At 42.8% G+C, this 24,161-nt stretch carries 12 protein-coding genes; 10 read left to right on the forward strand and 2 right to left on the reverse strand.

Annotated elements, in window-relative coordinates:
* Positions 1–34 precede the first annotated feature (34 nt).
* The 3 genes from FNH22_RS07845 to FNH22_RS07855 all read left to right on the forward strand — a co-directional run bounded on the left by FNH22_RS07845 (position 35) and on the right by FNH22_RS07855 (position 4,787).
* Positions 35–1,522 carry a hypothetical protein gene (locus FNH22_RS07845; protein WP_143397804.1) on the forward strand — a complete coding sequence of 496 codons (1,488 nt, stop codon included), beginning with the start codon at positions 35–37 and terminating at the stop codon, positions 1,520–1,522.
* Positions 1,523–1,570: 48 nt separating this feature from the next.
* Positions 1,571–3,394, forward strand: coding sequence for an FG-GAP-like repeat-containing protein (locus tag FNH22_RS07850; protein WP_143397805.1), 1,824 nt, complete (start codon positions 1,571–1,573; stop codon positions 3,392–3,394).
* A gap of 127 nt (positions 3,395–3,521) precedes the next feature.
* A complete protein-coding gene (locus FNH22_RS07855) occupies positions 3,522–4,787 on the forward strand; it encodes a hypothetical protein (RefSeq protein WP_143397806.1) in 1,266 nt (421 codons plus the stop codon).
* Positions 4,788–4,828: 41 nt separating this feature from the next.
* Here the strand turns inward: FNH22_RS07855 and FNH22_RS07860 are convergent, their stop codons facing one another.
* Positions 4,829–9,352, reverse strand: a complete 4,524-nt coding sequence (locus FNH22_RS07860) for an SUMF1/EgtB/PvdO family nonheme iron enzyme (RefSeq protein WP_143397807.1) — start codon at positions 9,350–9,352, stop codon at positions 4,829–4,831.
* 1,378 nt (positions 9,353–10,730) lie between these two features.
* Between FNH22_RS07860 and FNH22_RS07865 the strand changes: the two genes are divergently transcribed.
* The 4 genes from FNH22_RS07865 (at position 10,731) to FNH22_RS07880 (ending at position 15,727) form a co-directional block, all read left to right on the forward strand.
* A complete protein-coding gene (locus FNH22_RS07865; protein WP_143397808.1) occupies positions 10,731–11,183 on the forward strand; it encodes a protein-disulfide reductase DsbD domain-containing protein in 453 nt (150 codons plus the stop codon).
* 258 nt (positions 11,184–11,441) lie between these two features.
* Positions 11,442–13,415, forward strand: coding sequence for a thioredoxin family protein (locus tag FNH22_RS07870; protein ID WP_221420236.1), 1,974 nt, complete (start codon positions 11,442–11,444; stop codon positions 13,413–13,415).
* Positions 13,416–13,437: 22 nt separating this feature from the next.
* Positions 13,438–14,928 carry an aminotransferase class V-fold PLP-dependent enzyme gene (locus tag FNH22_RS07875; RefSeq protein WP_143397809.1) on the forward strand — a complete coding sequence of 497 codons (1,491 nt, stop codon included), beginning with the start codon at positions 13,438–13,440 and terminating at the stop codon, positions 14,926–14,928.
* A 373-nt stretch (positions 14,929–15,301) separates the two neighbouring features.
* Positions 15,302–15,727 carry an endonuclease domain-containing protein gene (locus FNH22_RS07880; RefSeq protein WP_143397810.1) on the forward strand — a complete coding sequence of 142 codons (426 nt, stop codon included), beginning with the start codon at positions 15,302–15,304 and terminating at the stop codon, positions 15,725–15,727.
* A gap of 79 nt (positions 15,728–15,806) precedes the next feature.
* On the opposite strand, the gene FNH22_RS07885 is transcribed toward FNH22_RS07880, so the two are convergent.
* Positions 15,807–17,420, reverse strand: a complete 1,614-nt coding sequence (locus tag FNH22_RS07885) for a hypothetical protein (RefSeq protein WP_143397811.1) — start codon at positions 17,418–17,420, stop codon at positions 15,807–15,809.
* Between the two features lie 257 nt (positions 17,421–17,677).
* Here FNH22_RS07885 and FNH22_RS07890 point away from each other — a divergent pair, with 257 nt between their 5' ends.
* The 3 genes from FNH22_RS07890 to FNH22_RS07900 are packed head-to-tail and all read left to right on the forward strand — an operon-like array spanning position 17,678 to position 24,119.
* Entirely contained in the window at positions 17,678–20,764 is a 3,087-nt protein-coding gene (locus FNH22_RS07890; protein WP_221420237.1) for a TonB-dependent receptor, read from the forward strand.
* 16 nt (positions 20,765–20,780) lie between these two features.
* The gene (locus FNH22_RS07895; protein ID WP_143397813.1) at positions 20,781–22,499 is read left to right on the forward strand and encodes a RagB/SusD family nutrient uptake outer membrane protein; all 1,719 of its coding nucleotides are present in this window, start codon (positions 20,781–20,783) and stop codon (positions 22,497–22,499) included.
* Positions 22,500–22,535: 36 nt separating this feature from the next.
* The gene (locus FNH22_RS07900) at positions 22,536–24,119 is read left to right on the forward strand and encodes a hypothetical protein (RefSeq protein WP_143397814.1); all 1,584 of its coding nucleotides are present in this window, start codon (positions 22,536–22,538) and stop codon (positions 24,117–24,119) included.
* Positions 24,120–24,161: the final 42 nt, after the last annotated feature.

The following is a 24,161-nucleotide window of genomic DNA, read 5'->3' on the forward strand; positions in this document are numbered from 1 at the left end:
TTTTTTAACGACTAATTTTTTCATAATGAAAGTGATGAGTGCACTAATACTTGTTTTAGCGATATTCATGGGCAGTTGTAAGAGTGACGATCCAGGTGATACGGATGTAAGTTCCGATGAGATTCTCGTAAAAACACAAGAGGTTATCAATTCGAGCTATATCGGGAACGGAGCACAATGGGACGCCTATCCTAATGCTTACCTGAATTGGAACAGCCCAATATCAGAGGCGGACTGGCAAAAAATGTACAAGCGATTGGATTACATGCGCCCTAAGTTCATGCGCGTGATGATTGCTGCGGGTTGGAAGTACGCCCAGGCAGGAGGGTATGATGAAGAACTTCACCTGGAAGGGTTGGCAAAGATCCTTCAATACTGTACAGACAATGACATTACTGTTATGTTTGGCGATTGGGGTGGTGGTATGGTAAATGCAGGTAATAATACGATCAATGAAGCCAACCTTTCAGATGCCGCAAGGTACGTGGACTACCTTATCAATACCAAAAACTTCACTTGCATTAAATATTATACCATGGTAAATGAACCCAATGGAAATTGGTCTGCAACAGATGGTAATTATGATCTTTGGAAAAGAGCCGTCACATTTTTTTACGATAAGCTGGAAGAAAGAGGGTTGACGGATAAATTAAGCATAGCCGGTCCGGACATCGCCATTTGGGACACTAATTTTACGAATTGGATCACAGATACCGAGCGAGACCTGGGAGATCAGACAGGGCTTTATGACATTCACACGTACCCGGCACAGTCGGTGGTGAGAAACAGGGAATATACCCGCGTGATCGCTGCATATATAGATAAGGTGCCTGACGGTAAGAAAATTGTTATGGGAGAACTGGGCTACAAGTATAGTCCGTCACTGGACCTGTTCCTGGATACGGAAAACAAAAGCAGGATTGCAGCGGATCCTTTTGCCGGCGACGACTCCAATATGTTTGTTTCTGATTTCTTTTACGGCATAGACATGGCAAATGCCACAATGCAACTCATTAATGTGGGATACTCCGGAATGATCGCCTGGAGCATGGATGACGCTATGCATAATACCAACGGTGGAAATGGTAAAGACCTTAAAGTATGGGGCTTCTGGAATATTTTAGGGGAAGAGTTGTTTGGTGGAGCAGATAAAGAAGCCATACGTCCATGGTTTTATCCGTCCTCTCTGTTATCGAGGTATATGCAAACCGGCACACAGGTTTATAAAGTGGAAATACCCTCTAAGAAAAGGTTGAACGCTATTGCAGTAACCAGGGATGGGAAATATATGGTCGCGGTGTTAAACACTACTGAAAGTACTCAAAACATCAACCTGAAGTTTGACAATGATACGGTGTTGACCGGATGCAAAAAATTCATCTATGCAGAAACGGAACGACCGGTAGATAGTGACGGGTTTCCGGTTCCTGTAGCGTCAAACGTAGAAATGAATTTAGGCACAGGGCATTCCTTTGAAATAGAAAAGGAAACACTGGTAGTATTCACCAATTTTGACTACTAAAAATGTTCGCATTCTGAAGCAGTTATCATACTGAAAGCTCAATGTAAAATGAAACGGACCCCAATAGCGATCATCATATTGTCCGTTTTAACGGTGGTTAACGCAGTAAAAGGTCAGCATTTTACAGAAGTGGCCGAGGCTACGGGAATAGCGGCGTCAAAACATTGTAATGGTGTAGCGGTAGCTGATTATGACATGGATGGGGACGAAGATATCTTCTTTGTAGCGGCCAAATCATTCGATAAGGACGATCCGTCAACATGGAGCAGACTCTACAAAAATGAAGGAGATCACTTCGTGGACGTTACCATAGAAGCGGGATTTGCCAGTCAATACATTAATAACGGTCCTTTATCCGGTATGGGGCAAAAGCAAGGCGCTTCATGGGCAGATTATGACAATGACGGAGATCCTGACCTTTTACTAACCCATTTTCGGCAAGTGCAGTTATTTGATAATAATGGCGATGGCACCTTTACCGAAGTGACTGAGTCATCCGGGTTGGTTTCCTGTTATACCTGTCACTATTCCAGCGGACTATGGTGGGACTATGACCTTGACGGGGACCTGGATCTATACCTCAGTGTTTGGCATAATCCAACTACCGATCTGCATCGCTATAATGTAATGTATGAGAACCGGGCTGACGGTACATTCAGAGATATAACAGATCAACTTAAAATAGGTGATAATGGCGCTACCTGGGCCAGTGTTGCTCTTGACGTAAATGATGATACGTTACCTGACCTGTACGTAGTAAATGATTTCGGGGAAAACAGGCTTTACATAAACGCAGGACCTGATTTGCCTTTCAGCGAAGAGTCAGAAGCACGGGGAGTAAATGACAAAGGAGATGGAATGGGGGTGACCATAGGAGATTACAATAACAACGGCCACTTTGATATATTCATTACGAATATTGATTTTATTCATCCTAATGCGCTTTTAACAGATAATGGTGACGGCTATTTTGATGAAAATTCAAAGAAGATGAAAGTCGGGAAAGCAGGATGGGCCTGGGGGACCCGGTTTTTAGATTGTGACCATGATACGGATGAGGACCTTTACGTTGGTAACGGACATTTTAATTACGAGGCAAGCAATGTGCTTTTTGTCAATGACGCATCCGAAGGAGGGACGGGCTTTAAAGACCAATCTTTAACTTCCAATGCGGATGGCCGGTTTAGGGCAAAAGGTGTGGAAGTGTTTGATTTTGATAATGATGGTGATCTGGATATTGCGGTAGCCAACTGGTTAAACCCACCTTACCTGTACAGGAATGAGGTTGATCAAGCGGCATCAGATGCCAAGAACTGGATCAAGATATCTTTGGAAGGGACCGTTTCTAATAAAAATGCTTTTGGCAGCAAAGTCAGCCTTAGCGTAGGGGACGAGACATTCCATCGTTATCATCATGGGGCCAATTTTCTTGGGCAAAGTATTAAACCTGTTCATTTTGGATTGGGAGCGAATAAAAAAATTGATAAAATTGAGATCACATGGCCTACGGGCATTACAGAAACATTTTTTAATGTGAATGCCAATCAGACCATAACCATAGAAGAAAATGAAAAAGTGGTCCTTTCATTGACAGATGCCGTTGCTGTTGAGTTAAAAAGACCTTACCCAAATCCATTTGGAAATGAACTGACGTGGGATATTACCATTCCTGAGCGAGGAGATGTTGTCCTGAAAATCATGGATAAGCTGGGAAAAGTAGTTTATGAAAGCATTCGGTACTACGATCGGGGAGGTATACATCAGCTGAGAAGCGATGGATTGGACACGCTTTCAAATGGTCTGTTCTACTATACCATAACTTATAATAATACGTCCGTAAAAGGAAAGTTATTACACCATGGCATACGTTAATCCCTAAATAATTTGATGATTGAACGCTCACATGAACAGACCAGGGTCAGCCCATTCGAATTACAACATTTTTAACGTGCTCATGCTTTTCAAATCGCAAAGATTTTATTTCTTACTTTCAAAATCAATGAAGCTCTGTGCCGTTCTTATAGTCATCACTTTTACAGCATATGCCCAGGATATGGTCACGATTGAAAATGGTAAATTCATAAGAAACGGCGAGCCATATTATTACTTGGGTACTAATTTTTGGTACGGCATGCATTTAGGAGCATTGGATACGGCTCGATTAACCCGGGAACTGGATAGACTTCAACATCTGGGAATTACAAATTTACGTGTTATGGCGTCCTCAGAAGGAGCAGACACTGATCCCTGGCGAGTCCAACCCTCCTTACAAACCGCTCCCGGAGAGTATAATGAAGATTTACTGAGAGGGTTGGATTATTTGTTATACGAAATGAGTAAAAGAGATATGCTGGCGGTGATGTGCCTGAATAACTTCTGGCCGTGGTCAGGAGGAATGGCCCAATACGTGAACTGGGCTACCCATGAGCCTATACCATACCCGCCACCGGCCGAAAACGGAAGCTGGGGAAAATATCAAAGGTATTCTGCCCGGTTTTACTCAAACAAAGAAGCCCTAAGGTTTTATCAGGACCATGTTAAAAAAATGGTGAACCGTACCAACTCCCTGACCGGTATTGTTTATAAAGATGATCCCACCATCATGTCATGGCAGCTGGCCAATGAGCCGGAAGGTGCGAATAATGTAAAAGCTTACAGAAAATGGATCAAACTAGCTGCACGGTTCATTCGAAGCGAAGATAAAAACCACTTGATATCCATAGGAAGTGAAGGCAATACCGCTTCTTCCTGGGCGGGTACAAATTTTCGTAAAGACCACCAGGTAAAATGGGTAGATTATTGTACGATGCACATTTGGGTGCAGAACTGGGGTTGGTACGATCCTCAGGGAGGGGCGAAAGCGCTGGAAAAAGCCAGGAACAAAGCTGAAAAATACCTGCTTGATCACCTTGAAATAGCCAACAAACTTAAAAAACCTATGGTATTGGAGGAGTTTGGTATGAGCAGGGACAAAGACGACCATTCCCCGTCATCAGGCGTCAGTCACAGAGATGATTATTATACCTTTCTGTTTGAGACGGCAAAGAGATTAGTATTATCAGGAAATAACATGTCCGGAGTGAATTTTTGGGCCTGGGGAGGAGAAGGACGCCCAAGGGTGCCTAAAGCGATATGGAAACAGGGTGATGACCTCATTGGAGACCCTCCGCATGAATATCAGGGGTGGTATTCGGTGTATGATACGGACAGCAGTACACTTGAGATCATTAAGCGGTATGCCAATGAAATGAATGACATCAAGTGAATCGCTCACATAATATCTGTCATGATGCGGGTTCAAGAGAGTTATTCCTGGAATTTCTTGCTGACAACCAGTTTTTTCGTGTCAACCAATTTCGAATCCAGGTATATCATGATCATATAAATACCTCCTTTGTTAAAAAAAGTATTATTGCCTGCTTGATTCAACGTATAACCGGTAACTCCTGCTGTAAGAGGAATGGTTTCAGACTGTCCTAGTGGGTTGACCATCGTTATGCGCCCCTGCCTGAAAGGATATCCTTCTATACTCAGCGTTGTTTGACCATCGGTTGGATTTGGATAACACCTGATCTCCGCCTGGATAATTTCTTCCCTATTGGTGACTATTTCCAGAGCAACCGTTTTGATAATATCCTTGTCTGTAACGGTAACCGTTCCTTCGGTTTCTTTATAACCCTTTGCTGATACCAGGTAGTCATAAGATCCTGCCTCCAGATTGTTTAGTATGACTACTCCGGCTGCGTCAGTAGTATAAGCAGAACCATTGAAGTCTACTCTGGCATTTTTGATCGGATGGCTGCCATCAGTTACATTAAGAGCTAATCTATAAAAGGGGTCGGGTCGGTCGGTCAATGTGATGGTTTCAATGATACTTTGATCGATGATAGTGAGTGTGCCGCTCATATCCATATGGCCTTCTGCAGTTACGGTGTAGCTATAGATACCTGAAGCAACATTCATGATCAGTACAGAGCCATTTAGGTCTGTTGTGTAAAGTGAGCCGGCAAAGTTTACAATGGCGCCGGCGACAGCACCGGTGCCATCTGTTATATCAAAAGTAACGGTATGAACAGGGTTTTGTAAAGCGGTTAATACGATGGATTCATTGCTATTTTTATCGGTTATGGTAACCGTTCCACTTGCGTTTTCATAGCCCTGTGCGGTTACTGTATATTGGAAGGTACCTTTTGCTACATTCGGGACCGGGACTACTCCATTGATATCTGAAGTATAATTCGAACCATCAAAATTTATTATAGCATTTTCAATGGCGTTTGTGCCATTGCTCACTTTGAAGGTCAACGTATACGTTGTATTGGTGGTCTCCGTAGCTATGAAATTCTGAGTAATATTTTCGCTGACATTACTTATTTCAAAAACCTCCGGACTGAAATTATATCCTGTTAGCTCCGGCCGGATAACATATGAGGCATTTGTTGCTACCCGTACGCTGTAATTTCCGTTCAGGTCTGTTCTTACCGCTTTGTTAAAACCATTCAAGGAAACCCCTTGCTTAGGGTGGCCATTTTTATCCGTGACGGTACCGGAGATCTGGTAATCACCATTGGGTATGGCTATGAAATAGGGTTGCGAAGGGGGAGGGGTATTCCAGGTCTGTGCAACATAGGCGTCATGATAAGGGGGTGAAAAAGTATACCCTTCTAATTCAGGAGTAATGGGGCCGGTCCAACTCCATGCCATTTTAACGCCAAATTCACCTTTTTTACTCGTGATTGCTTTTTTGCCATCGAAACCATGAATTTTTACCCCTTCCACCGGATTACCTTCTGGATCTACCACTTTTCCGCTATAAAATATGGCGCTCTGTACCGGCAATTCCTGAAAGTTCACCTCCATGTTTCCCGCAAAACTGTCGATTTCAACCGTGTACGGAGAAAATAGAGAAGAATGGTTGCGTACAGGTTTGATCACTCCTGACCATCCAATGGTCAATTGCGTAAAATAGGATCCGTCGCCAAGTGAATAAACCTCCTGGTCCAGTCCGCTAATCCAAATGTTATTGATTGGATTACCATTCTGTTTTGTTACTTTTCCTCTTAATGTGGCATAACCCACATGTTCCATGGTGAAATTAATATTCGGGATATTACTTTGTACAACACTCACAACACGTTCTTGAGTAGATCTATACCCTAATAACTCAGTCGATATCGTATATTCTGTATTCTTCGGTACTTGAATGGAAAAATGACCGTTTCTATCCGTGTATACTTCATCGGGTACGCCTTTGATGTGAACCCGATTGACCCCTTTACCATTTTGGTCGGTAACGGTTCCTGATATTTTAACTTCTCTTTTCAGGTACGCTGTGAAATTGAGCCCTGTGGTTACTCTGTCAAGACCCTCCAGTACAATGGACGAAGGGGAAAAGATGTAATCAGGGTGGGACGGTGTAATAACGATGGGTTCCTCTTTATTTACCCTCAATTGATATCGTCCTCTTTGTGTCGTAGTAGCGATGGATTTTCCGCTATTCAGAGAAATGCCCTTTATCACTTGTTCGTGTTCGTCACGCACTATACCATGTAATAAAATGGTAGTTGATTGTGAATGACTTGCTACCGTTCGTATGCCTGTGACCCCTTGTGTTGCCAGGCTTCTGGCTCGGGTCATAATTTTTGATTGAATGCCTTCATAACTTCCTCCACGTGCTGTTCGAGTTGTTCCGGACGTGGGACCCTGAGGATTGAAGTACTCGGTGTAAAAATACTGCTCTTCCAGGTAATAATCCGAGCATAACTCCCTGACATTACCTGAAAGGTCATGGAGCCCTAATTCATTTGCTGCCTTCAAACCGACAATGTTGGTTCCCTTGTTATTCTTGGAAGGGTCTCCGAAGTTATTCCCTGTCATAGGGTTGTTTAAATTCACATCTCCAAATAAAAACCATGCACAAGAACGGGCATTATTAGAACCACTGTAGGTATATCCTTGTGATTGATTACCACCTCTTGCTGCATATTCCCATTCTGCTTCGGAAGGTAATCGTTTATCTGCCCAGTCTACAAAAAGTTCCATACCCTTAATCGTAAGCCAGTTGGCAGGATATTGTTCAAACCCCGCTTTTATCGATAATTGGCTGCCGTCCCAGGTAAGTTTGGAATGTTTTTTAAAGTCAAAGGTAGCGGCGTCTGATTTCACGTGACAGAGGGCGACAGGATCAACGTCTGTGAAATGACCATTGTTATCCATCTTCAAGATGCCCGGATGGTATAGCAGCCTGTTTTTGTCAGCATCCACATACCATGAATCTTTTGTAGCATTCAAAAAAGCCAGGAACTGAGCATAGGTGATCTCGTATTTGGCCATACTGAAGTCATCCAGGAAAACGGTGCGCTGTGGTGTGATCTCCTTTACAAAAAGTTTACCAAATGTTTCAAAACCCGGGACAAGCATGGTTAACTCAGGATGACCCATTGAAAACTCTCCGCCGTCTATATCAATCATTTCAATTTGAACAGCGTTATTATCGTTTTTCCACGGGGTGAAGGATTGTACCGGAGACTCGAAAAGTACCCCGCTTTCATTTCTTGTTACCACTTTCCAATAATAAGTAGCATAGGCTTCTTTTACGGCAACCTCAAAGAAATTTTCCCGAAGTCCGGGAGCCATGAGGGTAGTTGGAGCAGGGTTTTTATCCAGGTACAGATCGTAATAAATAACCTCATCGGGGTTAAGTGTAGTTGGTGTCCACTGAAGTCTAGGTCGCCGGCCTATGTTAATGAATTGGTCCTTTATTAACAATTCAGGTGCCTGAGGGCGTTCATACGGGATGTAGGACAGTACCTGGCTTTCAGTAGCATTCACTCCATCCGTAGCTACCACTTTCCAGTATTTCCTGTTGTAAGCTTCCTCAATGTACAGGGTGACTTGATCATATTGAATGTTTTCAGCTACCAAAGTGGTGGGGTTCGGAGTGTCATCAACATATATGCTGTAGCTTATCTGATCCTTGTCCTTATCACTTGAAATCCCCCATTTAAAGGTGATTTCTTTCCCTATATTGGGGATACTGCCATCAGGTAATAACGATGTTGGTGCGGTGGGAGGATCATTAAAATAGTTTTCAACCGTAAATCTTACAACCGGTCCTGACACGATACTTCCGTCATAACCATCTATTGCCTCCACTTTCCAAAAATAAGTGGCCTGGTCTTCCTGCTGAAAGGGGATGTTGTAACTGTTGCCGGTAAGCCCCTCCGCTATTAAAGGCGGGTTACCCGTTGCCTTTCCGAAATAGAGTTTATAGGTCACCGGGTCATTATCCGGATCATTACTTGGTGACCATTGAAGCGTTAAGTTTTTGCTGGGAATATCTTTGGCAAAATGCACAGGGTAAGTTATTTGCGGAAGGGAAGGTACAGTGTTTTTCCGGACGGTGGTAAAGCTGAATACTTCACTGCTATACACAGTACCATTGTCTATTTTAGCCACCACCTTCCAGTAGTAAGTGGTGTTGTATTCAAATGGCGTGGTACCTTCACTATATACAAAAAGAGTAGTGTCGGCGTTATGTGGAAAGGTAAGTGCGCTGGCGGTACCATCGGTCCATCCGTCGGTAATACCTGATCTATATAATGAAGGATCAGTATCCGTTCCGAAATATAAGTCGTAAGCGACGCTTGAACCGGGCGGGACCTGGACATCGATCCATACCAAACCGAATGAATTCTCTACCGGTAACCTGTCCGCCTTGTCCTGAGGGATCATCAATGCTACGTCTGAAGAATAAGCTGTGGCGGTCAGGGAATTTAACAAAAGAAGTAAGACCCATACCTGTCCTTGAAATGATGATGGCTTTTTCATAAAACTAATCTAGTATGTATGCCTGTGCGTCAAAAAATGAAGTTTTAGCAGGTCAACTTCGCGCAATTATGGTTACATTTTTTAAAAATTGTATGCTGCCTGTTATTTTAACTCTCTCTGAAAAGTTCAAAAATCTTTAAGGTTAAAGTTCTGATTTGCACTGCTGAAATCATATAACCAACCTTGGTCATTTTTAAAGTCACGGCCACATTTTATTCAGCAAATCTTACAAATACCCTCCGAAGAAATCTAGATTATTGAATGACTTGCTTTCGGGCATGTCGTGATTTTATCCTTTAAGAACATTAACTTTTCAGTATAACTACAAGCGTGATAGGAAAAAGTAACCCTCTAATGTATTTTTCTTGATGTCAGTGTCTTTTATGACATGAGATAATTTCATACTATAGGAACTTCAGGCAAGACGATATAAGAGTATAGAAGTACTTTTCAAGTAGCTAGCTAAACATGGAGTTACTTAATTATAAGGTAGTGCCAAAGTATTAAATACAGACAAGGACCAATGCCATGAAAGGATCAGACAGATGAAGGAGTCTGCTTTGTCAGACGTAAAGGATTGAGTCTTAACAAGCAAGTACTATTACATATAAATGTGGCTTATACCTTGGGTTGAGCCAACCCTGTACCACAACTTAATGGACGGGCTTTTTACAGCATTTTTAGAAAAAAGAAAATCATGGGCACTACCTATCGAAAAAACGGCCATAAAGGCTTAACAGTCTGTTCTATGCCTGAAAAATGGCAAAGAGAATAAAGTAACAAGCAAGATTCAAACCTGGTCTAATGACTTTTGCTATAATTTTTAAAGCGGACCAATGGGAGTTACAAGGCTTAAAATTGTATTATAATTATTGAGATATTTTGAATAGGATGTTGTGGCTGATAGAAAATATTAAAAAACAGAAATTAACGCGTAAGAATGAAATTGAAACTAATCCTACTGGCTTTGCTGGTGACATTTGTTTAGCCATTAGCCCTCGCTCAAGGAAGCGCAACCAAATAAAGAGCTGGAGTCAGGTTACATTGATCAATATCCCAAAGATGTAGAGGCCGTTATATTAGAAGAGGTCAATAAGGTCATAAAAAAAATATAGATCCTGATCAACTGATCATTATCAAATCAGGTTCATTGGATCAGTAGCACATACTGTTGATTTAAAACATTATGAAGTTCAACTAAAACTGGGGAGGTCAATGCATAAGGAAACAATAATGTTTCTGAGTCAACATACCGTTTTGGTTTAGGTTAGGTTAGATACGGTAAACGATCCTGGTGCCAAAAAGATGGCATCAGGGTCACCTCCTTTGAAGTTTAGAATAGAAATGTATTATTGCACGAAAATCAGATATAAATAAAATGAAGAAAAGTAATTTGATAGTAGTACTGACATTACTTGTTGCAGGAACAGTAAAGGCGCAGATCCATGACCCTGTGAAATGGAGTACTTCAGCTAAAAAAGTATCGGATACGGAATATGAATTAATAGCCACTGCTCATATTGAAGATGGATGGCATTTATATGCGCAGTCCGTACCGGATGATGGACCGAGACCAACCGTTTTCTCTTTCGAAGGGAATAGCAATTATCTGAAAAAGGGGAATACGAAAGAAGCGGAAGGCCATACCGTGGATGATCCGATCTTTGAAATGCGCATTAAATACTTTAGTGAGGAGACAGCATTTAAGCAGCGCATTAAACTCAAAAATGATACACCTTTCAAAGTGAACGGAGTCGTAGAGTTTATGGTATGTAACGACGAGATGTGCCTACCCCCAAAGGAAGTAGACCTGACTTTTGAAGTAAAGTAGGTTGGTTTTTAGGTGTAGTTATCTAAAAATCAGATATTTATACCCAAGCTATTAAAGCCAAGGAAGAAAAAGATCATCGTCACAGCGAGGGGGGATACGACCGCGGCTGTCTCCTGGTCTTGGCACGTGTATTTATTCGATTTACATGCCACGATCAGGAGATTGACTCTTCCTCATTCTTCTTCATCGCAATGACGTTTGTTTAAGGATATTTTAAGATATACATCAACCCAGGACTAACACCAAATTGTACTATCCATGATGAAAAAAGTAGCCAGTGTACTTATATGTTCATTCCTTTGCCAATTTTATGCATTAGCACAAGTACATGACCCTGTGAAGTGGCATACGTCAGTTGAGAAGACCTCTGATACAGCCTATAAACTAGTTTCCACAGCCACCATAGATCCAGGCTGGCACTTGTATTCACAAGAAGTGCCCGAAGGCGGCCCAATTCCTACTACCTTTATTTATGATGATGAAAATGGGGCATTTAAGCTCATTGGTAATACTTCTGAAGCGAAAGGACATGTGGTAGATGATCCGGTTTTTGATATGCAGATCAAGTATTTTGAAAACCAAGCTGTATTTGAACAACGTATAGAAGTTGTAGGAGATAAAACGCAGGTAAATGGTTTTGTAGAGTTTATGGTCTGTGATGACACAAAATGTTTACCGCCTAATGAGGTAGAACTTACTTTCTTCATTGCTGACGGCAATAGCAGTCAGGCCCAAAATACTGATGACGAAGGTGATGCACCATCGGCATCAAAAGATCCTGCCGGTAAAAGTGAAAAAGGCCTGTTTACGATCTTCTTTATCGCTTTCTTCTCTGGTTTTGCTGCTCTGTTAACTCCTTGCGTGTTTCCGCTGATACCCATGACGGTCAGCTTTTTTACAAAGCAGAGTAAAAGTAAGGCTGCAGGAGTGAGAAATGCTGTGGTTTATGGTTTGTCAATAGTTATCATCTATGTTTTCTTAGGATCATTGGTAAGCTTAATTTTCGGGGCCGATGCCCTGAATGCGTTGGCTACCAATGTCTGGTTCAATATCATTTTCTTTCTGCTCCTGATAGTATTTGCCGCTTCTTTTTTGGGTGCCTTTGAACTTGTATTACCTCATACCTGGGCAAATAAAGTAGATCGGCAGGCTGACCGGGGTGGCTTTATTGGCATTTTCTTTATGGCCCTGGCGTTAGCCATTGTTTCTTTTTCATGTACAGGGCCTATTGTTGGTACCTTATTGGTGGAAGCCGCTTCAGGAGGTAGCCAGGTTGGTCCTGTTATTGGTATGTTAGGGTTCTCTCTGGCCCTGGCCATTCCATTTGCTTTATTCGCTGCATTTCCGGGGTGGATGAACTCACTGCCAAAATCAGGAGGTTGGTTAAATACGGTTAAAGTCGTACTGGGGTTTTTAGAACTGGCATTGGCGTTTAAATTTTTATCCAATGCTGATTTAGTATTGCAGTTACACTGGTTAGAACGCGAAGTCTTTATTTCTATCTGGATCGCCATCTTCGGAGGCTTGACCCTCTATTTATTTGGTAAAATTCAATTGCCTCATGATTCACCCCTGTCACATATATCCGTGGGCAGGCTGAGTTTGGGATTAGTAACATTGTCATTTACCCTTTACATGGTCCCGGGCTTATGGGGAGCTCCTTTGAATTTAATAAGTGCCTTTCCACCTCCACAACATTATAGTGAATCGCCTTATGGGGTAGGTTTCGCTAAGTCCGGTGGTGGCACAGCGGCAGCAAATCATGATGAGTTACCGGATGGAGCTCATTTAATGCCACCTCATAACATCCTGGCTTTTAATGATTATGCTAAGGGATTGGCCTATGCTAAAAAAGTAGGAAAGCCGGTAATGATAGATTTTACCGGGCATGCCTGTGTGAATTGCAGAAAAATGGAGCAAAATGTCTGGGTCAAGCCTAAAGTATTGGACATTTTAAAAAATAGCGTCATATTGATATCGCTATATGTAGATGACAAGCGGAAGTTGGCAGCTGATGAAATGGTGGAGTCGAAACTTAAGCCCGGCAAAAAACTGAAATACATTGGCCAAAAATGGAGTGAATTACAGACGATTAAATATAAAACAAACTCACAACCCTTTTATGTGCTGATGGATCATAATGAAGAGAACCTCATCGATCCGGTGGCTTATACACCGGATGTGGATGAATACTACCAGTGGCTGGAAGAAGGGATAGGGAATTATAAATAAATGTCTATTGGAAATGATAGAAATGGAAAAACAAGAAGCCTATCAAACGAATACAGATGCTCCGGGTGAGTTGGAAAAATATTTTCAACAATTCAGGAGGTCCATTATTGGTGATGAGCTTTTATTTGAAAATGAGCATGGTACACACAAAGTGATTTATGCAGATTGGATAGCAAGCGGCAGACTTTACAGGCCTATCGAAGAGGCACTCATGGGAGGGGTAGGTAACGTAGTAGCCAATCCGCATTCTTATTCATCTTATACAGGAGCAAGTATTACAGCGCTATATCAGCTATCTCGCCAAAATATAAAACGTCATGTAAATGCCGACCATGAAGATATCCTGGTCACTATCGGGTCCGGAATGTCAGATGCTTTGATCCGGTTTCAGGATATTTTAGGCCTTAAGTACAGGTCACAAGAAGATGAACAAAGGCCGGTTGTTTTCATAACTCATATGGAACATCATTCCAACCATGTTTCATGGATGGAATGCGCTGTGGATGTAGTAATAGTTCCGCCCGGTGATGGAGATCTGGTGGATGTAAATAAACTGCGCACCGAATTGGAAAAGTATAAAGATCGCAAGGTGAAAATAGGAGCTTTTAGTGCCTGTAGTAATGTAACAGGTATTATTAACCCAATCCACGAGTTAGCCAGGGTCATGCACGAATATAATGGGTACTGCCTGGCGGATTATGCGGCTTCTGCCCCTTATGTAGCCATTAATATGCACCCTGATGATCCGGAAACAGCCCTGGATGCAGTCTACTTTTCTCCGCATAAGTTTCTGGGAGGACCGGGTAGCTGTGGTATTTTACTATTTGATAAGAAATTTCATACAGGTACTCCAAAAATACCGGGGGGAGGTAATGTCAGGTGGACAGATCCCTGGGGCGGATATGGGTATACTAAAGATATAGAAGCGCAGGAAGATGGAGGTACACCGGCCTTTTTACAAACGATCAAAGCCTCAATGGCCATTTCTCTCAAGGAGAAAATGGGTATTTCGAAAATGAAGAAGAGAGAACAAGAACTCCTTCAACTGGGACTGGAAAGATTAAGAGCTATAGGAGGTGCCAAGATCTTGGGTGATGATTATACCGGAGAAAGAATAGGCGTATTAGCTTTTAACGTATCATGCTTACATTACAATTTAGTGGTGAAAATACTTAACGACAGGTATGGAATTCAGGCCAGGGGTGGATGGTCATGCGCCAGTACCTATGCACATTGTTTGTATGCCATTGATGAAACCGAGTCCGGCAAAATAATGTCTGAGATCGATGACTACGATTCCACACATAAACCAGGGTGGGTGAGACTCTCGCTACATCCTACTATGACCAATGGGGAACTGGAGTATTGTATGCGTGCCGTTAAGGAAATAAGTACTCGTGGAAGCGAATGGGCCAGGGATTTTAGGTATAATCCGAAAACCAATGAATTTGACAGGGCGCACGGAGAAGAGTCAATAGATGGTGATTTGGAACGGCTGCTATTTGATTTTTAGGCAGCCTTGCATGCAAAGGATTGAGGGCTCTCTCTAAAATGGCATAATACCGATGATTTTAAGGTTCAAAACACCCCTGACTTCCGCAACCGAAATTCAATGATTTCATAACTGACAGGTTAGTATAGTTGCAAATTTTCATTTCGCCTTATTTGGGTGTCCCATCGGTTATTTAAGTAAGTTTTTGGGCGTTTGTTCGTAAAAAAGCTAACAAAGGCTGTCTTAGATAAAAGTGAGATTTTTGCATTGGATGATTTAATTTCAGCTAGTGGAAATATTGAAAAACTGGATTGATTTCTATCGAAATGTTTCCCCCGCTGGCGGGGGCCAGGGGGTGGATCTTCACATAACTCTAAACATAAACCCAAATGATATGACCAACCCAAACAATAGTCATTACAACAAGAAGCTTCAGCCATTCGCCAAAGCGCTAAGATCGGATATGACTAAGGCTGAAGCGTGCTTATGGAAGTATGTGTTGAAAGCAAGAATGATGAAGGGATACCCATTCCGCAGACAAAGGCCTGTTTTAAACTATATTGCCGATTTTATGTGTAAAGAGTTAAATCTCATTATAGAAGTTGACGGAATTACACATACCTACGAGGGTATAGCTCTAAACGACAAGAAGAGAACCTCAGATCTCGAAAAACATGGTTTCACGATTTTGAGGTATACTGATGAAGCAGTGCTACAGCAAATAGATCGAGTTTTCAATAGCATTGCGAGTTGGATTGAAGAACATGCCAAAGCTCCACCCCCTGGCCCCCGCCAGCGGGGGAAAAGAGAAGGAAAATAATAACGTCAAAAACACACTTTTTGAGCTAAAACTATTTTTCATGAGTGACTGATTGAGTAGCCATTGAGAAGGACGTTCTCTATAACTTTGAAATAAAGTCGGCGAGATTAGCGTTTTTGTCCAGTCCCAGTTTTTTTCTGAGCCTGTATCGTGAAGTGTGAACACTTTCTACTGAAATCCCCAGTAACCGCGACATGTCTTTACTGGAAAAATTAAGTTTCACCAAGGCGCATAGTCTTTGGTCCGATTGGTTGAGTTCCGGATGCTGTTTTCGCAGATGTTTGTAGAAAGACTTATTGACTGATATGAACCTGGCTTCAAACTCTTTCCAGTTATTAGAGGTATTAACGTCAATACTTTTTATCAGCTTATGGATTTCATTACCATCAGGGTTTTTCTTTTGTTCCTTCAGGCGTGATTTCAGGTCAGAAAGTACTTCTTCCATTTCAATTACCTGTAACGCTGATTTGGTCAGCTCCTTATTCTTGATATTGAGTACTTCATGGGTTTTTTGCATTTCCATTTCTTGCTGTTTTCGCATCAACTGCTTCTCAGCCTTATATCGCGTACGTAAATACCTGTAGAGTAAAAAGCCTGACAGGACAAGAAAAAAGATCGTACCTATTAATATAATGGTCTGCAGGTAGGATATCTTGTTCTCATGTTCCAGTTGTGCCATGCGTTGCTCTCTTATCAGATTATTCTGTTTTTCTTTTTCTATTCGGAACTCATCTTTGATCTCTAAAAACTGTTTATTGGTATTGCTTCTTCCACCGAAATACGCTTCATCAAGTGTTTTAGATTTTTTCAGATGCTCATAGGCTAACAACGGCTTTCTTAGTTTCAGGTAAAGGCCGGATAGGTGTTCGTGTATATCAGGTACCAGGTCTACATGACTTTTATAGCGTTTACTGGTTTCAATAGCGCTTAAGTAAAATTTTTCACTCAAGGTATATTCTTCCAGTACCCTGTAGATATCCGCAAGAAATGAATGAAAGATCACCAGGTAAGCCCTTTGGTGACTTTCAAAATAGTCCTTCTGCTCCAGTAACAGTTCGAGAGCAGCTTTGTAATCACCCTCCTGGTAGGCCAGATAGCCTATTTCAGCATTTATATAAGCATTTGACTTGATCAGTTCTTCTTTTTCCTTACGCTGAACAAGTCGACAGCTGTCCAGGTATTTTCTGCTTATGTCACTGTTTTTCCCCTTTCTGTGTAGTATCGCCAGGGCGTAATAGATGTCCAGGAGTACGTGCTGATCAAGGCCCTTTTCCGACACAAGTTCCTTTAGCATATCCTGTGACAGGTTGAAATACTCTATCGCCTTCTCACGCCTTTGATAGAAACTGTAGAGCCATGCGAGCCCTTTATATACCAGTGCTTTAGCAGTTGCATTGCCCAATCTGTCAGCTAGCAGGAGTCCTTCCCAGTAGGCATCGTATGACCTGACAAAATCAGCGCCGTGAGCATAGAGCTGGGCCAGATTTACTAAATCTTGTATGGCTGCAAGCGTATCACCGTTTTGAATATCCCGGTCGAAATTCTCTTTATAAAAAAGTATAGAGCTGTCCGCATTCAGAAGGTTTAATTCATTCGATTTTTCTAAATATTCCAGCGTCAACTTGCCGCTTTCCGAGGAATCCACATTTATCTGGGCATAGACAACTATCGGAAATAGTAGAAAAGTACTCATCAGCCATTGTCTAGTCCGGTTGTTCAGCATTGTTCAGTTCAGGTTTCTATAAAACTGTTAAATACACTGTTAAATATGGGGCCAAAACTGCGATACTTTTTATTTGATGAATGAAAAATGTCAATGTGTTCAGTTTTTGTCTAGTGAGAATTTATGGGATTTTAAGTAGATGGGTTGAAATTCAAATGTTTTGTTTCATCAATGATGCATTGTTGCTCAAGCAAATCAAAAATCTTTTCAATCAAATCCAAATGCTTATGCGAAAATTTACTAAACAGATAAACAAGTGCTTAGTGATCTTTTTCCTGGCATCCGGGATCTCGGTGGCCTACGGGCAGCTGGTGGTTTCAGGTGTGGTTAAAGACGCTGATGATAACAGTGGACTTCCGGGAGTCAATGTTCTCGTTGAAGGCAGTAAGATAGGTACCATCACCGATACTAACGGTTCTTACAGCCTTCAGGTCCCGAGTGAGTCGTCGGTCTTAAGGTTCAGCTTTATCGGATATCGTACAATAGCTGTATCAGTAAATTCCCAATCGGTGATTAACGTAGTACTGGAAGCTGATGTCACACAACTGGAAGAGATTGTAGTGACCGGTTATGGTGTACAAAAGAAAAAGGAAGTGACAGGAGCGGTGGGCTCCATAAAGTCTGATGCTATTCTGAAGGCGCCTACTTCTGACCTTGGTACAGCCATGCAGGGAAGTATTGCCGGTGTGAACGTCCAGGCTGCGGACGGTAGACCCGGGGCTGCTGCCAATATTCAAATCAGAGGTTTAGGCTCTATCAATGGAGGAGCAGCGCCTTTATATGTGGTAGATGGTATTCCATTTCAGGGTACACCTAATATCGCTCCGGAGCAGATAGAATCGGTAGATGTTTTAAAGGACGGCGCTTCTGCCGCTATCTATGGTGTAAGAGCTTCTAACGGAGTGATCCTGATCACCACTAAAAAAGGACAGGCCGGAAAGATGAAAGTAGACCTTACCGCATATAAAGGAGTGCAGAACATTACCTCAGGAACGCCTTTAATGGATGCGAGGCAACAGCTATATGCTCATGACATCACACTGGAAGCTTTAGGTCGGGAACCCGTCACATTTTTTCTGAATCCTAATACATTGGATTTTAATTCAGACTTTGTCGGCGATGTGCAAAACCAAAATGCTGCCATAGAAAGTTATAATCTGCTGGTTTCCGGAGGACAGGAAAATATAACCATGAGTGTCAATACCAATTACTTCAGACAGGAAGGAGTATTGATCAATTCAGGATTTGACAGGCTATCTACCCGGATCAATGGTGAATTTACGAAAGATAAATTCAGGGTTTTTGCAGGTGTCGGATTCACATTCGAAGACCAGGAACAGGAACCATGGGCCTTATACGAGTATGCCATATCGCAGAACCCCGGGCAAAGAGGACTATTTGAAATTCCTACGGTAGGCCCTAATGAAGTGCAAATTGACGGAGATAATGAAATACTTTATGGCTTTTTGTCCAGGCAACTCGGTAACGACGATGCGCGAAATGTTAATAGTTCCAACATAGCCTTAAACCTTGAATATCAGATTATCGATGGGTTGAAATTCCAGGCTAACCTGGGCAGGAATTCCTGGAACTTCCGGAGAAAATTCTTCCAGCCGCAATACCTTGTTTTTAACAGAGATGGAGATTTTTCCCCTACCGCAAGCAGACCTCAGGCTTCTCTTCAGGAGACATTTACTTTCAATACCAGGAACACCATTGAAAGCATTCTAAGCTATAACCGCAGTTTTGGTAAGCACAACTTAGATGTTCTTTTAGGTGTGACCTATGAAGAATATGAAAGTAAAAATGTAGGTGTGGGTGTAAACGGCCTGCTCAGTAATGATACAAGAGTTTTAGGGGCCGGCGAGGATGGAACACCGCCAACAGGGCAAGACCTCAAAAACACACTGGTAGGAAAGTTGGGAAGGATCAGGTACAATTATAATGACAGGTACCTGTTCAGTGCCAATGTAAGGTACGATGGGTCTTCCAATTTTGGCCCGGACAATAGATACGAGTTATTCTATGGAGGATCATTTGGCTGGAACATTACAGAGGAACAGTTCTTCCGGAATGCCGGACTCGATTTTCTTACCAATCTTAAAATGAGGGTCAGTTATGGCCGTGTCGGTAACCAAAACATTGGGGCTTACAATTTTGCCGCATTCATAGAAAGTGGGATTGATTATCCCTTTGGTCCGGATGAAGATCTTGGAGTAGGCGCCATCCAAAGAGGTTATGCCAATCCACTGGTCCAATGGGAAACCAATGTTTCGCGTAATATCGGCCTGGATGCCGACCTGTTTGAGGGGAGTCTGAATTTCACATTTGACTATTACAGGAACAATAAAAAAGACATGCTTTTGTCCGAGCGACTCGCCCCTTCCACAGGAACCTGGCAGACCAGGGCGGAGAATCAATGGAACAGCAGGACAGTAAACGCCGGTGACATGACCAATGAAGGGATCGAACTGGCATTATCCTATAGAGGGCAGACCTCTTTTGGAATGAAATGGCAGGTAGCCGCAACATTCACCAGGAATATCAATGAGATCACGAATCTGAATGGAGCTACAGGACTTGTTTTTGGCGGTGGCCGACCTATTGTATCGAATGGTTCTAACACCGATCTGACCACATTTTTAACAGTAGGAAGAGAAGGAGGCGCTTTTTTCCTTGTTCAGCATGACGGCGTTATTAAAAACAACGAACAATTGGATGCCTACCGAGACATAGATCCCAGTGCACAGCTGGGAGACATGATGTACATAGATCAAAACGGTGATAATACCATCGATGACCTGGACAGAGTATATACCGGTTCGGGACAACCTGACTTTGAATCCGGTATCTCACTTAGTGGAGAATTTAAAGGGTTCGATCTTTTTGTCCAGGGGTATTACTCTCATGGCGCTGAGATATACAACGGGGCTAAGCTGTATGCTTATACACAAGGAAGACACCTCGATCAGTATTTTGCCTGGACACCGCAAAATTCTGATTCCGATATTCCCGCATTTAGACAAGATGCTCTTCATGCAAATAACAGGGCCAGGTCAGATTACTTTTTGGAAGACGGCACCTATTTCAGGGTTAGGAACATAACGCTGGGATACAGCGTGCCTCAAAGTATTCTAAAGGGAAAGATGGGAAGAGCAAGGGTCTATTTCACGGCGATGAACGCTTTCACTTTGACAGATTATGAAGGATACGACCCTGAGGTCGGAGGGGATGGCTTGCTTACCCGGGGAGTAGACATTGGTAATTACCCGGTAGCCCGCAGATTCTTGTTTGGCGTACAGATCGGTTTGTAACAATAACTTAAGAAAAATGAAGAATTTAAAACTATACCTATTATTTATCCTTTCTGTCATTACAGCAACAGGCTGTGATGAGGAGGATTTTTTGGATGAGACAAATCCAAATGCCATCACTACCGATACGTTCTGGGAAAATGCTGCTCAATTTAATGCCGGGTTGAATACCGTCTATGGTGCTTTACAATTTGGATCAATAAGTGGTAGCGGCCTGGTGTTTGAGATGATCTTGGGGGACATCGGAGGCACCGAATCATGGTACCGGCCATTTGCTTTCAGGAACCTGACCTATACAGATGCCCAGGAACATGTAAGGCTTAAATGGAATGATCTTTACGTCGGTATTTTCAGGGCTAACCAGGTCATTCAATTCATCAATGAAAATGAAGTGAGTGATTTTAGGGAAAGACAACGAGAACAGATAGAGGCACAAGCCAGGTTCTTGCGGGCTTTCTTTTATTTTCAATTGGCCCACACTTATGGAGGGGCTGTTATCCATACTGAGATCTCCGTAGAGGCTGCAGATTTCAAGAAACCATTTTCAGATATTGCTACAGTCAACAGCGAAATAATAACACCTGACCTGGAATTTGCCATCGCTAATTTGCCGCGGCAGTGGGAAGGCAGCAATGTAGGACGTGTTACCTGGGGAGCTGCGGTTTCTTTGTTAGGAAAAGTGCATTTATATGATGAAAACTGGTCAGAAGCAGCCGGCCGGTTTAAAGAAGTGATAGATGCCAACATTTATTCACTTGTACCTAATGTCATGGACAATTATACCGATGAAAACGAATTCAATGCCGAATCAATTTTTGAGGTTAATTTTTCCAGTACGCTAAAGCCAGGTATCAATGGGAATGCTGTTGATGATAGCCCCTGGGAAAGCGGGGCAGAAGCTACTACCATTGCTACGGCTATGGGACAGCTGAGTTTTGGGGCCTTTAATACACTGTTGCCTTCTTATTACTTGCACGAGCTGTTCGTATTTGATGAAATGGACCCGTCGAATGCCGGTAATTTTGGCCTTACACAGTCCCAGAGAATGGGGGCCAGCATAGTGCCTACCAACGGAGATGGCCTGTACTATCAATTACCCATTGGAGAAAGAGGAGGATGGGCCTTCGGGCAAAGCGCCTATATCAAGAAGCATTCCAACTGGTACCAATGGTCGAGCGAAGATCCGAATAACCGGTCAGGAATTAATTTCAGGCATATCCGCCTAGCTGATGTCTACCTGATGTACGCCGAAGCCATACTTCAGGCAAGCGGAGACGCAGCGGTTACCGAGGCCATGTCTTACATTGACAGAGTCCGTGCCCGGGCCGGCGTGATCACCCTTGACCAGTATAGGAATGATAACGCCGGTCAAATCCCGGAATTACATATTTCCGTACAGGTCCACGGACCAAGGACATTTACCAACCCTACGGCAGAAACCGTTTTGACCCATATTATGAAAGTAGAGCGCCCTGTTGAGTTATGCTTTGAAGGACATAGATGGAAAGACCTGGTACGATGGGGTATGGTAAAGGAACAGTTCGATGCCTTGAGAGCAGACGAAAAATGGCGTGAAGATAACTTCGATACAATTGAAGGGGAGGAACCATTGCTGGTCGTAGAGCGTATCCGTCCGGACTTTATTTTGTCGAGTCAGAATTATTCGCCTGACGTTCACAATTACTTCCCTATCCCGACAGGTGAAAAGCAGATCAATGATCAATTAGGAGGGTAATACCAACCGTCCAAAGTATAACTTAAAAGAGTATAGATGAAAAATTCAATTATTTACATATGCATGATTGCTGCAATGGTTTGGTTTACAGCCTGTGATGATGACTATGAAAATCCTACTGGTGAACCGAATCACTTTTCAGTGTTTTTATCTGAAGAAGATTTTGAGAACCAGGTACAAGTGAATGATCACATCGATTTTGGCGATGTGTCCAGGGGAGTCATCGCCAGAACATGGACCTTTCCTGCGGGTTCGGTGGATATTGTGGGCTCGGAAAACAATGAAACCTCACCAGAGCCGGTTGTCAAGGCAGTTTTTATTACTCCCGGCACTTTTGAAGTCACCCTGAGCCAGGAGTATGCGGGAAATGCCTTTATCGATGAAGATTTAAGAAGTAGCACTATTGATACGACTTACACCATTACAGTGTTAGATTCGGTCAGGTCATCGTTCGAAGCGAACCTGCTGTTACCGGATGGGTCGGTGGGAAGCCCGCTCACTATTGCTGACGGTGCGCTGAACAAAATAGAAGCCGGTAATACGATACAATATACGGCTACTTCTACCGGCGGCTCAACAGATTATACATGGATCCTGGAAGGAGGCGACCCGGCTGAAATAAGTAGTGAGCCCGGAGACGATGCCGCTATTACTGAAGTTAAATACAAAAAGCTGGGTGTATATGATGCTATGCTGATCTCATCCCGGGCCAGGCCATTTGGGGTGGATACTACCCGGTTTGAAGATGTCATAGAGATCACAGCTTCTACCGCTCCTGTGTTGATAGATGAAGCTTTCAGACAGGACAACAGTGTGGTCCTGAATTTTAGCAGGGAAATGCAAAACCCGGCGGCTGAAGCAGCTAATTTCACCGTTACGGTCAGGAACAATGGTCAGACTATTATGCCAGCGGTGTCAGCGGTAAGACTTGATCCTGATGCCAGTAATATCATTTATTTGGACCTGGGAGATGAATTGCTCTACAATACGGATACCATTACCGTCAGTTACACACAAGGGACCTTGACCACAACGGATTTCTATTTGGTAGACCCCTTTGCGGATGTATCTGTCGATCCAAGTAAAGTAAACTTACTTACAGGGCCCAACGCTACCATTGATTATGGTATTGAAACTACGTCAGAGAGTAACTGGCCTTATTTATGGTGGGGAGGAATTTGGGGAGAGTATACTTTCGAGGTCTCAACGGACCAGGTATTTGAAGGGGCTAAAAGCGCTTATGTCGTGATGAAGCCCGGTGGTGGAATGATCATAGGCCATAGAGAGGGGGATGACTCTTTTACTTTTCCGGCGGAAGACGGTAAACTTTACGAAGTAGGAGTGTGGATGTACGTCGAATCCATAGGAAATAATGGGGCCGGTGCGCCACCCGACCTGCGTTTCTATGTTGCTGACCCTTTCTTTGAATTAGGTATCCAACCCTTTGCTCCCGGACAAATTGAACTTGGCAAATGGGTATTTGTCTCATTCAGGATCGGAACATTTCCTACCAGTGGAAATCTTGGTTTGGCCATAAGGGGGTTTAATGGAAATAACCCGGAAGAGGTGCGGTTCTACATGGACAATATCACAGTGACTGAACTGCAACAACGGCCTTGATCTGAAAACAAATCTCATTTACTGAATGATCAGACAAAAGCC

The organism is Fulvivirga sp. M361 (genome assembly GCF_007097395.1).
Lineage (GTDB): Bacteria > Bacteroidota > Bacteroidia > Cytophagales > Cyclobacteriaceae > Fulvivirga.

Excerpts from the sequence above, each read along its gene's own strand:
- FNH22_RS07870 (WP_221420236.1), top strand. The coding sequence starts at position 11,442 with ATGATGAAAAAAGTAGCCAGTGTACTTATATGTTCATTCCTTTGCCAA.
- FNH22_RS07865 (WP_143397808.1), top strand. The coding sequence starts at position 10,731 with ATGAAGAAAAGTAATTTGATAGTAGTACTGACATTACTTGTTGCAGGA.
- FNH22_RS07885 (WP_143397811.1), bottom strand. The coding sequence starts at position 17,420 with ATGAGTACTTTTCTACTATTTCCGATAGTTGTCTATGCCCAGATAAAT.
- FNH22_RS07850 (WP_143397805.1), top strand. The coding sequence starts at position 1,571 with ATGAAACGGACCCCAATAGCGATCATCATATTGTCCGTTTTAACGGTG.
- FNH22_RS07845 (WP_143397804.1), top strand. The coding sequence starts at position 35 with ATGAGTGCACTAATACTTGTTTTAGCGATATTCATGGGCAGTTGTAAG.
- FNH22_RS07895 (WP_143397813.1), top strand. The coding sequence starts at position 20,781 with ATGAAGAATTTAAAACTATACCTATTATTTATCCTTTCTGTCATTACA.
- FNH22_RS07875 (WP_143397809.1), top strand. The coding sequence starts at position 13,438 with ATGGAAAAACAAGAAGCCTATCAAACGAATACAGATGCTCCGGGTGAG.
- FNH22_RS07900 (WP_143397814.1), top strand. The coding sequence starts at position 22,536 with ATGAAAAATTCAATTATTTACATATGCATGATTGCTGCAATGGTTTGG.
- FNH22_RS07890 (WP_221420237.1), top strand. The coding sequence starts at position 17,678 with ATGCGAAAATTTACTAAACAGATAAACAAGTGCTTAGTGATCTTTTTC.
- FNH22_RS07880 (WP_143397810.1), top strand. The coding sequence starts at position 15,302 with ATGACCAACCCAAACAATAGTCATTACAACAAGAAGCTTCAGCCATTC.
- FNH22_RS07860 (WP_143397807.1), bottom strand. The coding sequence starts at position 9,352 with ATGAAAAAGCCATCATCATTTCAAGGACAGGTATGGGTCTTACTTCTT.
- FNH22_RS07855 (WP_143397806.1), top strand. The coding sequence starts at position 3,522 with ATGAAGCTCTGTGCCGTTCTTATAGTCATCACTTTTACAGCATATGCC.